At 42.5% G+C, this 15,781-nt stretch carries 16 protein-coding genes and 1 tRNA gene; 9 read left to right on the top strand and 8 right to left on the bottom strand.

All coding sequences use genetic code 11. The features are described from left to right. Positions 1-5 precede the first annotated feature (5 nt). From V6M43_RS16200 to V6M43_RS16185, 4 genes are all read left to right on the top strand, one after another. Positions 6-299 carry a hypothetical protein gene (locus V6M43_RS16200; RefSeq protein ID WP_332737055.1) on the top strand — a complete coding sequence of 98 codons (294 nt, stop codon included), beginning with the start codon at positions 6-8 and terminating at the stop codon, positions 297-299. A gap of 10 nt (positions 300-309) precedes the next feature. Then, entirely contained in the window at positions 310-1,650 is a 1,341-nt protein-coding gene (locus V6M43_RS16195; RefSeq protein ID WP_332737053.1) for an MFS transporter, read from the top strand. A gap of 23 nt (positions 1,651-1,673) precedes the next feature. Next, positions 1,674-2,654 carry a glycoside hydrolase family 43 protein gene (locus V6M43_RS16190; RefSeq protein WP_332737051.1) on the top strand — a complete coding sequence of 327 codons (981 nt, stop codon included), beginning with the start codon at positions 1,674-1,676 and terminating at the stop codon, positions 2,652-2,654. Positions 2,655-2,728: 74 nt separating this feature from the next. Next, positions 2,729-5,272 (top strand): TonB-dependent receptor domain-containing protein, encoded by a 2,544-nt coding sequence (locus V6M43_RS16185; RefSeq protein WP_332737049.1) that lies wholly within the window; start codon positions 2,729-2,731, stop codon positions 5,270-5,272. A gap of 5 nt (positions 5,273-5,277) precedes the next feature. Here V6M43_RS16185 and V6M43_RS16180 read toward each other — a convergent pair whose 3' ends face one another. The 7 genes from V6M43_RS16180 to V6M43_RS16150 form a co-directional block, all read right to left on the bottom strand. Further along, complete coding sequence (locus tag V6M43_RS16180; protein ID WP_332737047.1) at positions 5,278-6,015, bottom strand: DUF481 domain-containing protein; 738 nt, start codon at positions 6,013-6,015, stop codon at positions 5,278-5,280. A 77-nt stretch (positions 6,016-6,092) separates the two neighbouring features. After that, positions 6,093-6,174: transfer RNA gene (locus V6M43_RS16175), tRNA-Leu, on the bottom strand. Between the two features lie 59 nt (positions 6,175-6,233). Next, the gene (locus V6M43_RS16170) at positions 6,234-7,166 is read right to left on the bottom strand and encodes a DMT family transporter (protein ID WP_332737045.1); all 933 of its coding nucleotides are present in this window, start codon (positions 7,164-7,166) and stop codon (positions 6,234-6,236) included. Continuing rightward, positions 7,166-7,978, bottom strand: a complete 813-nt coding sequence (locus V6M43_RS16165; RefSeq protein ID WP_332737043.1) for a 2,3,4,5-tetrahydropyridine-2,6-dicarboxylate N-succinyltransferase — start codon at positions 7,976-7,978, stop codon at positions 7,166-7,168. The genes V6M43_RS16170 and V6M43_RS16165 overlap by 1 nt, the downstream gene beginning before the upstream one ends. A gap of 48 nt (positions 7,979-8,026) precedes the next feature. Further along, positions 8,027-8,623 (bottom strand): porin family protein, encoded by a 597-nt coding sequence (locus tag V6M43_RS16160; protein WP_332737041.1) that lies wholly within the window; start codon positions 8,621-8,623, stop codon positions 8,027-8,029. 108 nt (positions 8,624-8,731) lie between these two features. Beyond that, positions 8,732-9,808, bottom strand: a complete 1,077-nt coding sequence (locus V6M43_RS16155; RefSeq protein ID WP_332737039.1) for a metallophosphoesterase — start codon at positions 9,806-9,808, stop codon at positions 8,732-8,734. A 180-nt stretch (positions 9,809-9,988) separates the two neighbouring features. Continuing rightward, entirely contained in the window at positions 9,989-10,489 is a 501-nt protein-coding gene (locus tag V6M43_RS16150) for an NADPH-dependent FMN reductase (protein WP_039128360.1), read from the bottom strand. A 119-nt stretch (positions 10,490-10,608) separates the two neighbouring features. Between V6M43_RS16150 and V6M43_RS16145 the strand changes: the two genes are divergently transcribed. Genes V6M43_RS16145 through dapB form a run of 5 tightly spaced genes read left to right on the top strand, consistent with a single transcriptional unit; the run spans position 10,609 to position 14,525 of the window. Further along, entirely contained in the window at positions 10,609-11,289 is a 681-nt protein-coding gene (locus V6M43_RS16145; RefSeq protein WP_332737036.1) for a metal-dependent hydrolase, read from the top strand. A 41-nt stretch (positions 11,290-11,330) separates the two neighbouring features. Further along, positions 11,331-12,158 (top strand): ParA family protein, encoded by an 828-nt coding sequence (locus V6M43_RS16140; RefSeq protein WP_332737034.1) that lies wholly within the window; start codon positions 11,331-11,333, stop codon positions 12,156-12,158. 38 nt (positions 12,159-12,196) lie between these two features. Beyond that, the gene (locus V6M43_RS16135; protein WP_039128352.1) at positions 12,197-13,114 is read left to right on the top strand and encodes a ParB/RepB/Spo0J family partition protein; all 918 of its coding nucleotides are present in this window, start codon (positions 12,197-12,199) and stop codon (positions 13,112-13,114) included. 4 nt (positions 13,115-13,118) lie between these two features. After that, positions 13,119-13,781, top strand: coding sequence for a DUF5683 domain-containing protein (locus V6M43_RS16130; protein ID WP_332737032.1), 663 nt, complete (start codon positions 13,119-13,121; stop codon positions 13,779-13,781). A 27-nt stretch (positions 13,782-13,808) separates the two neighbouring features. Further along, positions 13,809-14,525, top strand: a complete 717-nt coding sequence (dapB, locus tag V6M43_RS16125) for a 4-hydroxy-tetrahydrodipicolinate reductase (RefSeq protein WP_332737030.1) — start codon at positions 13,809-13,811, stop codon at positions 14,523-14,525. Between the two features lie 3 nt (positions 14,526-14,528). Here dapB and V6M43_RS16120 read toward each other — a convergent pair whose 3' ends face one another. Next, positions 14,529-15,761: a peroxiredoxin family protein gene (locus V6M43_RS16120; RefSeq protein ID WP_332737028.1), complete on the bottom strand. Its 1,233-nt coding sequence runs from the start codon at positions 15,759-15,761 to the stop codon at positions 14,529-14,531. Positions 15,762-15,781: the final 20 nt, after the last annotated feature.

The raw sequence follows: 15,781 nt of genomic DNA, 5'->3' as shown, positions 1-15,781 counted from the left end.
AAAAAATGAATACCTCTATAAATATCGGCCTGATTGCATCTGGCGCAGGCATACAGGAAGCTACCCTTTCAAGTGTAAGCATCCAGAACGGCTACCAGTTGAAGAAAGTATTGATCAACGAAGCCCTTCCGGCCCGGATGGCTGAAACAAAATATCCTGGAGCAGAACTGGTGGAAGGTCTCCATGCCATTCTCCAGGATGATTCAATCAACTTAGTAGTACTTGCCGGCAATGCAGGCAGCGACCTGAACCTTATCAAACAGGTTAGTGATGCCGGCAAATACGTCCGCATTATTTAAAAAAACAGTTATGAACAACAGAATATATTTTCCTCACATCTCTAAACGAAAAGCTTATGTAGCACTTGCCAGTAAAAAAAACATAACCGAAAATTCAGAGAACATGCAAGCAGAAACAACCGAACTTAAAAGTGAAACAATAGAGAAAAATAAAAAGGCAGGTAAAGGAACGCTTAAAAGCAGTTTGCTTACCCTTACCATTGGCGGTTTCGCCATTGGCATGACAGAATTCATGATGATGGGGGTGCTGCCTGATGTAGCAACTTCACTGTCTGTTTCTATTCCAACCGCAGGGCACCTCATCTCCATATATGCCCTTGGTGTTGTAATTGGTGCCCCCCTGATGGTAGGTCTGGCCAGCAGCTACCCTCCCCGTAAAGTATTGATCGGGCTGATGGTTCTGTTTGGACTGTTTAACGGCCTGTTTGCAATCGCCCCTAATTATGAAATGCTTCTTATTACCAGGCTATTTTCAGGCCTTCCTCACGGAGCCTTTTTTGGTATGGGTGCCGTAGTTGCCAGCAGACTAGCAGAACCCGGAAGAGAAGCCAGGGCTGTTTCCGTGATGTTTGCTGGATTAACATTGGCAAATATAATTGGTGTGCCCCTGGGTACCTATATCGGCCATAACCTCGATTGGAGAATATCCTTTATGCTAATCGCGGCCATAGGTTTCATTGCTGCAATCAGTATTCGTCGCTGGATGCCGTCACTGGCAGCAAGTGGAACCACCGGGTTTAGAAATAACCTGCAGGTGTTTCGCAAACAGGAACTATGGATCATTATAGCCATCTCAGCAATTGGTACCGGTGGATTATTTGCATGGATAAGTTATATCGCTCCAATGATGACAGAAGTTGCAGGCTTTGGAGATGATAAGATCACATATATTATGATAGTGGCGGGACTTGGAATGGCTGCGGGTAATTTCCTTGGCGGAAGACTTGCAGACAGGTACTCGCCGCTACGTACTACCAGCATGCTTTTAATGTTGATGGTTCTCTCACTCATTATTGTTGCAACCGTAACACAATGGCAGGTGCCGGCAATCATTATGACATTTGTTACCGGAGCTCTTGCGTTTGCAGTTATCGCTCCCATGCAGATGCTCATCATCAATGCAGCGAAGGGTTCAGAAATGATGGCATCAGCTTCCCTTCAGGCCAGTGCTAATACCGGAAACGCCCTTGGTGCTTACCTGGGGGGACTACCCCTGGTAGCCGGCTATGGCTATACTTCACCACAATATGTTGGAGCAGCCCTTGCTTTCGCAGGATTTCTTTTATGCCTCGTTCTGGCAAATAAATACAGGCAATCAGGGAAGCCCGCGATGGCCCTTCAAACAAATTAAATCAGTATTCAGTAGTTTTAAGGATGAAAATTGTAAAACTATTATTCCTCCTTATCACCCTTGGTAAAATAAGTATCGCGCAAACAAAGGATTCCCTGTCATTTTCAGGGAATCCTTTGTTTAAAGGATGGTACGCTGATCCCGAAGCCATTGTGTTCAGTAATAAATATTGGATCTACCCTACATTTTCGGCACCCTATTACCAGCAGGTTTTCATGGACGCCTTCTCCTCCCCTGACCTGGTTAACTGGACAAGGCATGCGCACATAATTGATACATCTGCTATAAAATGGGCCAAGAGGGCAATGTGGGCACCTTCAATAATTTTCAATAACAATGCTTATTATCTTTTTTTTAGCGCTAATGATATACAATCAAACAACGAGTATGGCGGAATTGGTGTAGCGATAGCTGAAAAACCTGAGGGGCCCTTTCGTGATTACCTTGGTAAGCCATTGATCGATCGCTTCCATAACGGAGCCCAACCCATAGACCAGTTTGTATTCAGGGATGATGATGGGCAGTTCTATTTGTATTATGGAGGATGGAAACATTGCAATATTGCAAAGCTGAAAAATGATTTTACCGGGTTTATTGCTTTTGAGGATGGGAAAGTTTTTAAGGAAATCACTCCTGCAAATTATGTTGAAGGACCTTTTGTATTCAAGCGCAATGGCAAATATTATTTTATGTGGTCGGAAGGAGGATGGACTGGCCCCGATTACAGTGTAGCATATGCAATTTCGGATTCACCATTGGGGCCCTTTAAAAGAATTGGGAAAATACTTCAACAGGATCCAAAGATTGCAACCGGCGCCGGCCATCATTCTGTAATAAGTGTTCCGGGTAAAGACAAATATTATATCGTATACCATAGAAGGCCACTAACTGAAAAAGATGGTAATTCAAGGGAAACCTGTATTGAAAATCTCTACTTCGATGAAGCGGGATTAATTAAACCTGTGGTTCTCACAAATAAAGGAGTGTCAAAACAACAATTATAGAGTTTGATTGTTGCGTTAACATATCCTTAGAATTTTAAGGATTCCTTCAGGTTTAAATAAGTTCCTTTGCAATTATGGATTTTATCTACCCACTTCAATTTAATATGGGCAAGTTTCTGCGCATATTAGTAACGCTTTTTATTTTTAGTGCAACAACTTCAATTGCACAGGAAACCGGAAAAGACCAGGTTTCAGTAATTGGAAAAGTAATCGACAAAACAACCGGAAACCCAGTTGAGTCTGCCACAATCACTGTTTTGATAAAACAGGAACAGGAAGGTGTGGGCACAGAAAATTTCTCACGGATATCGATAAGCGACAGAGATGGAAAATTCAGTGTTGCCGTAATAAGGGCCACCAGTGCGGAAATCTTTATTACTGCAGTAGGATTTGAAACACTCAAGAAAACACTACGCATAAGTGCAGATGCTACTGAGGTTAATGCCGGTGATTTCCTTTTGGGAACAGAAGCTACTAATCTCGCAGGCGTGGTAGTGACTGCCAGGAAACCTCTCATGCAGATGGGTGTTGACAGACGGATATTCAATGCGGATGCAGCTATCACCAGCAAGGGGGGTAATGCAGCCGACCTCATGAAGAATATTCCTTCCCTTTCAGTGGATATAAATGGGAATGTTCAATTGCGGAATAGCACGCCACAGATATTTGTGGATGGAAGACCAACCATCCTCACACTTGAACAAATTCCGGCTGAGGATATTGAAAAGGTTGAAGTGATCACAAATCCATCGGCCCGTTATGATGCGGGAAGTACAGGGGGGATAATTAATATTATCCTTAAAAAGAATCGAAAGGCTGGCTTAAACGGCGTGGTATCAGTAGGTGGTGGAACGCCTGAACTCTTTAACAGTAACCTGAGCCTGAATTACAGAAAAGGAAGTGTCAACCTCTTTGCAAGCGGTGGATACAACCGTTCTGGCGGGATTGCAGAAGGGGAAGCCAAACGTCAGAACAAATCCGATGGTATCATAACTGATTATTTTGACCAGGAAAGTGAGCGTGAAAGGCAGCGAAAATTTAAATCGCTTCGTTTTGGAATGGATTATAAATTCAATGACAATAACACCATCTCCATCAGCCAGGGTTTTGTTGATGGAAGGTTTAATAATATAGAAGACCAGAACCAGCGTTACCTCGACCAGAATAAGGTACTAACACAAACGGGTACTCGTCAAAGTTTAGAGGAAAACTTTTTCAAGCGTTCCAATACTCAATTGAATTTCCGTCGCACTTATGAAAAAGCTGAAAAAGAATGGACGGCAGATATAACTTATAACAGTGGTAATAATGGTGGTGAAAGCAGTATTCTGAACCAGTTTTACACACCCGACGGGCAACTATCAGGCACGCAGAACCGGGTTGAGAACTATTCAACCGGAAATAGCCAGCAGTTCACTATCCAGACTGATTATGTAAATCCATTATCAGAGAAAAGCAAACTTGAACTGGGTGCAAGAAGCTTCCATAATTACTCTAAGGATAAGCTCGATGTATTTTCAGTAGCTAATGATGAGCTTACAAAGCTTCCCCTCAGCAACAATTATAGTTTCCGGCAGGTTATAAATGCTATTTATACTAACTACTCCAATCAACTTGGAAAATTAAAATATCAGGGGGGTCTCAGACTTGAACAATCATCATTTACCGGTAAACTACTGGATAGCGCAAAATCATTTGGTTATGATTATCCTTCCAAAGGAAACGATATGTGGAATGCCGTTTTCCCCAGTTTGTTTTTAACCTATGAATTGAAAGAAGGCAATGATCTCCAGGTGAATTTTTCCAGGAGGATAAGGAGACCAAATTTCTGGCAGATCAATCCTTATGTGGATATAAGTGATCCGATGAATATCCGCAAAGGTAATCCCGAGTTGGAACCCGAGTTCACCAATTCTTTTGAGTTGAATTATAACAGAACATACAGTACAGGAAATATTTTGGTATCAACTTATTTCAGGAACAATACAAGGGATATTACAAATTACAGCGATACTATCAGTAATGCTGAACTCGATAAACTCAACAATGCCTCAATTGATCCCAATGCTATCCTGACAACCTTTATTAACGCAGACAGAACAAATCGCACCGGACTCGAAATTGTATGGCAGCAAAGAGTTGGAAACAGCTTTGATTTTACGCCCAGCTTCAATGCGCAGTATCGGGATGTTAAAGCATCTGTGGGTGGACTCAACCTAAGCAATACAGGGTTTAACTGGGATTTTGAACTGATGGCAAATTATAAGATCAACGATCCTGATAAGAAGCTTTTGAATAATTTCTCCTTCCAGGTCTCGGGTGAATATGAATCACCAAGGGTAACCCCGCAGGGTAGAAATAAAGAACAATATGTTGTTGATTTTGCTGTAAGAAAAGACTTCCTGAAGAATAAAGCTGGTACCCTCACATTTAATATTAATGATGTACTCAATAGCAGAAGATTCGGAAACATTACAGATACAGAAAACTTCTACCAGGACTCATACAGGAGATGGAGTGTGCGTACTTTCCGTCTTACTTTCAGCTACAGGTTCGGAAATAATGATATTGAAATATTCAAGCGGAAGCAGGGCGGAAATGATGATAATTCAGGCTGATATGATCAAAACTTTTTTTCCATTACAAGTCCATAGGTGAACAATAGATTTTCGTTTTTGGTGAGGTTAAATTTATTGTATGTAAAAGAAGTGTTTAGCCCCAGCCAACTGGTCAGTTTGAAATTGACCTGGTTATTTGTACGCAATATATAATCCTCTCCATCAGTAAAGGCATTCTGAAGAAAATTAACCCCTTCCACGATGATGATCTTACCAATGTGAAAACGATATTTAAATCTAAATGAGTTTCGGGCTGTTTCATAGTGCAGCCGTCCATATTTATCCATTTCCCTTAGGTCAGTGGATTCATATAAAATACCATTGGATAAAGTGATCTGCCCCTTCTCCTTTTTCAAAAGATTATAACCTATGCCAGCACCTGTCTGGATACGATGCTCAATTTTCAATGAGAAGCTTTTCTCATAATTACCCAACGCCCAGTAATAAAGCTTGCGGGTATTTTTGTACAGGTCAACATCAACAACATTGAGGAAATCATTATTTGTTTTCCGTTGTGTATTCTCCCCATAAATCCAGTATGAAGTAGCATTGAATGTAAGAAACGGTCTTTCAACACTAAATCGCAATGAATTATTAAAAACATAACTGGTTCCGAGGCTGGTTTTATTAATATTCCCCGTTCCGGAAAACCCGATTAAATATACAGTTGTATCCTGGGAATGAACAGTATATCCAACAGTTAAAAGACAAACAAGCACGGGCAGAAATAATGATCGATTCATTTCGAATACCTATTAATTCACCATAAAAGAGAAACCCTTGAAAGCTATTGCTATCAAGGGTTTCTTTATTTTCCATGTGCCCAGGACTGGATTCGAACCAGCACACCTCGCGGCGCCGCCACCTGAAGACGGTGCGTCTACCAATTTCGCCACCTGGGCAATCGTTATTTGAGTAACGGGGGGCAAATATACAGAAACTAAAACACCACCCAAGTATACTATTCATATTTTTTTCCGTCGCCCGACTTCCATCCAATCAATAGTACGCCAGCAATTACTAAACATGTACCGATGATTTGTCCACGGTGAATTTCTTCCCCCAGAAATAAATAGGCCTGAAGGATGGTTGAAACAGGGCCAATACTTCCAATTATGGCAACATTATTTGCCCCTATCTTTTTCATTCCGGCTGATATAAGAAATGATGGTAGCACAGTAGCAAGAATGGCTACCATCAATCCAAATTTCAATAATCCGGGCGACCATTGCATTTCACGGGTACTATTAGCCAGTAAAAAATGAATAAAAACACCTGCTGTGGCGGCAAGCATGGCAAATGCAGTAAATCTGGTTACACCAACTTTTGGAATGATCCTTCCACTGCCTGCCATATATACGGCATAGGTTATGGAACAAATAAATACCATAAAACTTCCCAGGAAAAAATTTTCGTTACCCGCATCAATCTGCAATTCTCCCATGTATGCAATGCCGATTCCCACATAGGTTAAAAGCATTGCCCATCGTTGCCGCTTATTCAATACCTGGTGAAAGATGAAATAATTGATAAGTGCGGTAAAACTGGGATAGAGGAACAGGATCAATCGCTCTAATCCAGCCGAGATGTATTGAAGTCCCACGAAGTCGAACCAGCTACTGATATAGTATCCAGTAACTCCTAGGCCGATCACTGAAAGCCATTGCCTGCGGGTAAGCGGTTCTGTTTTTTCCCTTGTTGCAAACCATGCCGCCACCAGGAAAAAGGGTAGGGAAAATAACATCCGGATTGCCAGCAGGGTGATAACATCTGTATCAGCATCACGGAAGGCAAGCTTAACCAGAACAGCCTTGGTAGAAAACAAAACTGCACCGGTAAAGGTGATCATCACCCCCATCCAGTGCAGTCTTTTCTTATCAGCTAATGCAGACACTAAACGCTTACATTGAAATCACGTAAAGCATCATTAAGGCTTGTCTTGAGATCAGTGCTGGGTTTACGCTGCCCTATTATAAGTGCGCAATTAACATGGTATTCACCTGCAGGAAACTTTTTTGGATAACTACCGGGAATGACTACACTACGGGCCGGAACACGCCCCCGGTATTCTACTGGTTCATCACCACTAACATCTATGATCCGTGTGCTTTGTGTCAACACTACATTGGCGCCAAGCACTGCTTCTTTTTCCACCTTTACCCCTTCAACTACGATGCTACGTGAACCCAGAAAGCAACCATCTTCAATAATCACTGGTGCTGCCTGCAAAGGTTCCAGAACACCACCTATACCAACCCCTCCACTAAGGTGAACACCTTTTCCTATTTGTGCACAACTACCAACAGTTGCCCATGTGTCTACCATAGTGCCTTCATCCACATAAGAACCGATGTTTACATAACTGGGCATCAGCACAACATTCCTGGCAATAAATGCACCATAGCGAGCTACTGCATGGGGCACTGCGCGAACACCAAGTGATGCATAATTTTTCTTCAGCTCCATCTTATCGTAAAACTCAAAAGGCGGAAGATCATAGGTCTTCATTTGCTGGATACCGAAATACATCAGGATTGCCTGCTTTACCCATTCATTTACTGTCCAGCCATTTTCACCCGGGCTCGCCACGCGTAGCCTTCCTTTATCCACTTCTTCAATTACGGCGCGTACAGCATCTGAGTAAGTAGCGTCTTTTAGCAGTTCCCGGTTTTCCCATGCCTGCCGGATCTGGTCTTGTAGGTGCATGCTTGCAAAATTTTTGCAAACATAAGACAGAAGACGACCCGAAGTCTATTATAATATTTTAATTCCAACACCAATCTGGTATCCCTTATTCTTCCAGGCCTGGTTAATATCTCCCGAGTTCACATCACTCAGACTCGTAAAGGCCCGGCCTGAAATCCTGAAGGCACCAATGTTGATCTGTGCTCCCCCAAGGATGGATACATCTCCATTTTTAAATGCCTCCTTACCTTCTTCCAACAGTGCCCTGTCTTCATTCATCAGTATCCCGAATTGTGGCCCGGCCTGAAGAGAAAGCCAGTCGGTTAAACGGTAATTAAGTGTGATAGGGATACTGAGGTAATTCAGTTTAATAGATTCATCATTCGATCCCGGCAATGCGATGCCATTAAAGATATCTTCAAAATCATCTGCTGTTTTGGTGCTGTACTGGTTCCACAATACTTCGGGTTGGATATACCATTTCTTGCCAAGTCCGATTTCAGCGAATCCACCAAGGTGATAACCATAGTTGAACTCGTCAGACATTGCCTTGCCATCTACTTTAGTAATGTTTGCACCGCCTTTTACACCAAGATGAAAACCTTGTGCCTGGAGGCCTGATACCGCCAGCAGGGCGGTTGCTAGGAATAATAGTTTGAATTTCATAACGGGTATTTATACCCAAACATAATTCAACTTGAATGCCAAGAGAAAGTATCGCCTGTTAAATAAAAAACAAACAGTTGAGGATTAAACCTTTAGATTTTTAGCAGGTCAGACGAGCTCGATCAGCGTTATTTCAGGCAATATGCCTACACGCCCCGGATATCCTATAAAACCAAATCCACGGTTCACATAAAGTTTTTGATTGCCCGTTTCGTATAAGCCGGCCCATTGGCGGTACATATATTGTACCGGACTCCATTTGAAGCCGGGTAACTCCACACCAAACTGCATTCCATGTGTATGGCCGCTAAGCATCAGGTCAATGTCTTTATATGATTCACGAACTTCTCCATCCCAATGACTTGGATCATGACTCATCAATATTTTGAAAGGGAATTCTTCCGTGCCTTTATAGGCCTCCGATAATTTACCATACTTGGGAAAGTTTCCTTTTGCGCTCCAGTTCTCTATTCCAAGAATTGCAATTTTCTCCCCTTCTCTTTCAATACTAATATGCTCATTCATTAAAAGCCGCCAGCCCATTTCACTATGAACCTGCTTAAGCGTCTCGAGGTTATCCTTTTTTACTTCATTGGAAGGCCATCTGTAGTAATCCCCATAATCATGATTTCCCAAAATTGAATACACACCCAATGGCGCATTGAGATCAGCAAACAAGTGTTTCACTTCATCCATTTCCACAGCACGGTCATTCACGAGGTCGCCGGTAAAAAGAATCAGATCGGCCTTCTGTGATAGAATGGTTTGTATCCCCTTTTTTACCGCGAGGTGATCATTGAAACTACCCGCATGTATATCACTGATATGGATGATCTTTAGTCCGCGGAATGCAGCAGGTAAATTATCAAAAGACAGCTTCAGCTTTTTAAGATTGTAATTGTATTTATTGGAAAAGCCATAAACCAGTGTGCCAAACAGCGTAGATCCAGCGGCCAGGCCCATCCAGCTAAGAAATGCAGATCGGGTTATTCCATCTGCACTCTGAGATACAGGAACGGAAGGGTTGCTATAAAGTTTCCCTACTATCCACATCATCCCCCTTCTCAGGTCATCAGCCACAAAAAATAACACAGCTATCAGTTTAGCAAAGAATAATCCAACCACAACGGCAAAGAGATAACTCTTTAATGATTTGGAAATTGCAGCGGCCTGGATGTTGGGCATAAATACCAGGGCAAGAACTGATAGTAATGATACCAGTCAATAAACCGAATATATAAGTAACCGCACACGTGAACCGGCAGATTGACTTACAACCTTCAGTGCCTGGAATACATATATATCCAAAACAATCAATATGGCCATTATGACCCATAAAAATCCGGAATTACGCATGTTATTCTTTTAAAATGCTATGAATTCGTTAAGCTGCTGGTCTATGGCTGCAAGCGTTGGTTCGTCTTTTATACTACCATCAAGGTTAAGCAAAACATTCACAACAGAGATCGGGAGTTTGTTGTGGTGCACCATCATTTTGACATAATGAAGGATGCCAGTGAGGTGTTCCATTCCGCGAAGATTTCCTGCCCTACCCGTTGAAACGCCCGTCAACAGTGCTTTCTTCCCTGCCCACACCCGGTTGATATCGGTACTGTCTATAAGGCTCTTTAATACCCCGGGGATACTGCCGTTGTATTCAGGTGATATAAAAATAAATTTCTCTGTATCAGCCAGAAGCCTGTTCTCCAATGCCCTGATGCCTTCATTGCGGGTACTGACATCTAAATTTTCTAAAGAGACCATTTCAGCTTCTATACCTTTTGCGGCCAGTAATTCTTTGTATTGATTGGCAATTTTGATGGTATTACTTCCTGGTCGGTTAGTTCCGGATATGATGGTGTACATGAAATTTTATTCAGGGTGCAAAAATCTGCCTTTCAATAACACCATCCAACCCGGTTTGTTCCGGATTTTATGCCCTGAAACGTTATTTTTGCCATCCCTACATTAAAATCAAGGTAATTATGCAATTCACTTACTACGGACATTCCTGCTTTTCTGTGCGTATAAATGGAAAAAAACTATTGTTTGATCCATTCGTTACCTATAACGAACTGGCGTCGGGTATTGATGTAGAAGCTATTGAAGCAGATTATATCCTGGTTTCTCATGGACATGTTGATCATATTGCAGACTGTGTTGCCATCGCAAAACGAACAGGTGCAAAAGTGGTAGCTAATTGGGAAATACATGAATGGTTGAATAAGAACGGAGTAGCCAATACCCATCCAATGAATACTGGTGGCATGTGGGACTTCCATGATTTCAGGGTCAAATGTGTTGTGGCGCAGCATTCTTCAGGACTCCCCGATGGAAGCTATGGTGGCAATCCAATGGGATTCATCATATTTACGGATGCCGGAAACTTCTATTATAGTGGTGACACTGCTTTAACCCTTGATATGCAACTTATTCCACGATGGGCAAAACTTAATTTTGCGGTGTTACCTATTGGCGACAACTTTACGATGGATGCTGCCGATGCTCTTGCCTGCGCTGAAATGATACAGTGCCAGCAAGTTATTGGCGTTCATTATGACACATTCGGATATATTAAAATAGATCACAATGCTGCAAAACAGGTATTTGCAGCATCGGGAAAAAGGCTTCACCTGGTAGCAATTGGTGAGACCATTTCCCTCTGATTTAAGAATCCCTGAAAACACGAAAGAACGAGGAGAATAATATGGCAAGAATAATTGGTGTAGCAAATCAGAAAGGTGGTGTCGGAAAAACTACCACTGCCATTAACCTGGCAGCAAGCTTTGCAGTACTTGAATACAGGACATTACTGGTAGATGCTGACCCGCAGGCCAACAGTACCACTGGAACGGGTTTCGATCTTCACAATATCACCCAGAGCCTTTACGATTGCATGGTGAATGGGACACCGATCCGAGATGTTATCCTGAAAACGGATATTCCCCACCTCGATGTGGTCCCTTCCCATATTGACCTGGTAGGTGCTGAAATTGAAATGATCAACTATCCCAACCGTGAAAATGTACTGAAAGGAATTTTGCAACCTATCCAGGATGATTATGATTTTATCGTGATCGATTGTTCTCCTTCCCTTGGACTAATTACGGTGAATGCATTAACAGCAGCCAATTCAGTTATTGTTCCGGTGCAAACTGAATTTTTTGCATTGGAAGGATTGGGAAAACTACTCAATACAATAAAGATCGTTCAGAACAGGCTCAACCAGGAACTTGCTATTGAAGGGATACTAATGACCATGTATGATGGTCGTCTTCGTCTATGCAACCAGGTTGTGAGTGAAGTTCGCCGTCACTTTGATGAATTGGTGTTTGATACTATCGTTCACCGGAATACAAGAATCAGTGAAGCGCCATCTGTGGGCAAGCCGGTGATTCTCTATGATGCATATAGCAAGGGTTCTGTGAACTACCTAAACCTTGCCAAGGAAATATTGCAGAAGAACAATATGACCAAGATCAAACAGGAAGACAGGGTTATTGAAATGGAAGAAGAAGGCAACACAGAAGATTAAGCCAACCTGATTTAGAATTTTAAAGTTGTAATACAGAAATGAATAGTCCCAATAAAAAAGATGCCTTAGGAAAAGGAATCCGTTCCCTTTTACAGAATATAGATGCTGATTTAAAAAATACTGCGGGACAATTAAAACCTCAGGTGGTTGAAGCGGCTACCGGCATGATGCGCATACCGATTGGCCAGATCGAAACAAACCCTAAACAACCTCGTCATGACTTTGACGAACAGGCATTGAATGAACTTGCTGCTTCTATCCGGATCCATGATATCATTCAACCAATAACAGTTTCCAAACTTCCATCCGGCAAGTATCGTCTGATTTCAGGGGAAAGAAGATTCAGGGCTTCAAAGATCGCGGGACTTAAAGACATGCCCGCTTATATCCGTCAGGCAGATGACCAGCAACTTCTTGAGCTGGCATTGCTTGAAAACCTGCAGCGTGAAGATCTCAATGCAATCGAGGTAAGCCTCAGCTACAAGCGGATGATGGATGAGCTCAACTATACCCAGGAACAGGTTGCAGAGAGAATGGGAAAAGAAAGAAGTACCGTTGCCAACTATGTAAGGCTTTTAAAGTTACCTCCTGATATCCAGGTAGCCGTACGCAATGGAACCGTTAGTATGGGACATGCCCGGGCACTGATCAATGTTGACCTTGTAGATAAACAACTATATATTTTCAACGAGATCAAGAACAAGGGATTATCAGTTCGCCAAACGGAAGAGCTGGTGCGTAAACTTTACAAGGAAGATGTTCCCGCTGTTAAAAATGCCGCAAAACTGGCACTTCCCCCTGCCTATAAAAAAATAGAAGATAATTTAGCATCACATTTCAGCACCCGGGTAAAATTGAACCATAACAAGAAAGGGCATGGCAATATTACACTGGAGTATTATTCGATCCAGGAATTGAATAAGATCCTTGAAGCAATGGGTGTTGATGTGAACTAAAGTCATGAAACAAACCCGGGCATTTATTCTGCTATTTACCTTACTGCTTTGCAGATCACTTTCCTATGCCCAGGACAGTACCCAAACCCTCATCATTGATTCGGCCGTACTGCTCAAGGCAAATATTACAGGTGATACTGTAAAAAAGCATAGCCCGAGGAAAGCGATCATTCGTTCTGCGATATTACCCGGCTGGGGTCAGGCATACAATAAAAAATACTGGAAGATCCCCATTATATATGGTGCATTGGGTGCTACCGGGTATGTGTTTGCTGATAATATAAAAGTATACAGGGATGTGCGCTATGCATACCAGGTTTCAGTTGAAGGTGACACTTCCAAATATGAGTCAGTAGCCGAATATCTCAAACCTTTTGTGAGGGGCAATTACACCAATTCATTGCGAAATTTCCGGAATGAGTCAAGGAGAAATATAGATTACTCGGTTCTTGTTTTCCTGCTTTTCTGGGGCCTCAATGTTGTTGATGCAACGGTAGATGCGCATTTGAAAGATTTTGATGTTAGTCCCAATCTGAGCATGCAGATCAAACCCATGCTTCCCACCAATATGAGCCAGAATGGTAACACGCCAGGTTCCTTAACCGGACTTTCCCTTGTACTGGACATCCACAAGGCCCGACCACGGCTTCTGCCCATTTCTCCCTAAATTGCATTTCTTTAATTTCTGATCAATATGAAAATAGCATTGGTAGGCTACGGCAAAATGGGAAGAGCCATTGAAGAGATTGCTCTGCAGAGAGGGCATGAAATTGTGCTGAAAATTGATGTGGACAATGCTGCAGACCTTAACAGTGACAACATTGCTAAAGCCGATGTAGCAATAGAATTTACTAGTCCCCACAGCGCTTTCGATAATATCATGAAACTTCTTGAATACAAGATTCCTGTTGTATGCGGATCAACAGGATGGCTTGATAAATTAGAAGCTGTAGAAGAATATTGCCTTCAGCAACAAGGCGCTTTTTTATATTCAAGTAACTACTCGGTTGGAGTGAATATTTTCTTCGAGGTCAATAAACGCCTTGCAGCGCTTATGACCAATCAGCCCTCCTATGAAGTATCAATGACGGAAATACATCATACCGAAAAAAAGGATGCACCCAGTGGGACTGCTGTAACATTAGCCGATCAGGTAATGCAGCAAATACCCAGGATAAAAAAATGGGTGAATAATGCAAGCAATAACCCGGAAGAACTGGAGATCATCAGTGAACGCGTTGACCCCGTCCCCGGAACACATAGCGTTTTGTACAGCTCCCCTATTGATGATATTGAGATCATCCATACTGCCCACAACAGAACCGGATTTGCTACCGGCGCTATTCTTGCAGCTGAATTCATTATTGGCAAAAAAGGCATTTACAGTATGAAAGATGTACTTGGGCTTTAGATTTTATTCAGCCAGTAAACTGTTGACCGTTTCTTCAAATTCCCTGATATATTCTGTATAGCGATCGCCTGTTGCGGGACCATAAAAGCCTGAATGTACCTTCGCCACACGCCCGTCTTTTCCAAGGAAAATAGTACTTGGAAAAACCTTGATTGCTGTTAGCTGGGGCAATGTTTTTTCAGTACGCAAGGTATCAGAACTCGTTACAGGCGTGATCAGGATCGGATAATCAACATTGAATCGCTGTTGAAATTTACGAAGGCTTTTCCTTGATCTTTCAAGGTCTGTGCTATATTCATAGGCCAGCGCAACCATTTCAATACCGCGCTGCTTATTGTTACGGTAATAAGTACTCAGAAAATTTGTCTCATCCATACAATTAGGGCACCAGCTTCCCATTAACTGTATCACAACCACTTTGTTTTTGAATTTATCATCTTTTATACCAACATGATTGCCATCAATATCGGGAAAACGGAAATTCAGTTTATCCTGCCCTGGTTTAACAAAGATGCTGACGTTTCCCAGGTCAAGTTTTGCGTTGGCGTTTTTCTTTGCTGAGAAGGCTTCTTTATGTAAAGGTCCCGAGTAGAAGTAACCCCCATTTATCGTTTGATCATTGCCGATATGTGCCGAGAAAACATATGCATGGCTGCCGTCAAATGTTGAAAGGAACATACTGTCGCCTTTCACCACGCCTTCCAGGAAGCGGTAATCGCCTGAGGGGGTAAGAATGGTTCCGGTGAGTTTTGATCCCTCCTGTTTCAACTCCGCAATGGCAGGTCTTGTACCTCCGGCAGGTCGTATTATCTCCATATCCCACCTCCCGCTGATATTGGCTGCCGGAGCCTTCCCCGAAGGAAATCTTGGTTCGGTACCATGCTTTGCAATGAATGGCATAACAACATCTTTTCCCGTGCTGGTTGCTTTGATCCAATTTCCCTTGAGAGAGCCGTCGGGCTGCACCTGCAGTTTGAAGTAGGATTCAAAAAAAGGCATATCAATGAAAACAGAATCCCTCTCAACTTTCACCTGCCGCACTTCCATCCTTTCTTCCGCATTGCGGATACGGATCACCGGAAGTTGCTGTTCATAGCTGAGGTCAAAGTTGAAAACGATATCATTGCCATCTGCCCGCTGGAGGGCAGCTTTCCAAAGTCCGGAACGGAGTTGCTGGGCATGGGCACCAGCTACATAAAATAAAAGAATAAACAACAGGGCAGGTATGCGCTTCATAACCTGCAAAATTAGGTGGC

This window comes from Flavihumibacter sp., assembly GCF_036676075.1.
Classification (GTDB): Bacteria; Bacteroidota; Bacteroidia; order Chitinophagales; family Chitinophagaceae; genus Flavihumibacter.
The sequence above is the reverse complement of the archived record's forward strand: the minus strand, read 5'-3'. Positions and strand labels throughout refer to the sequence as shown.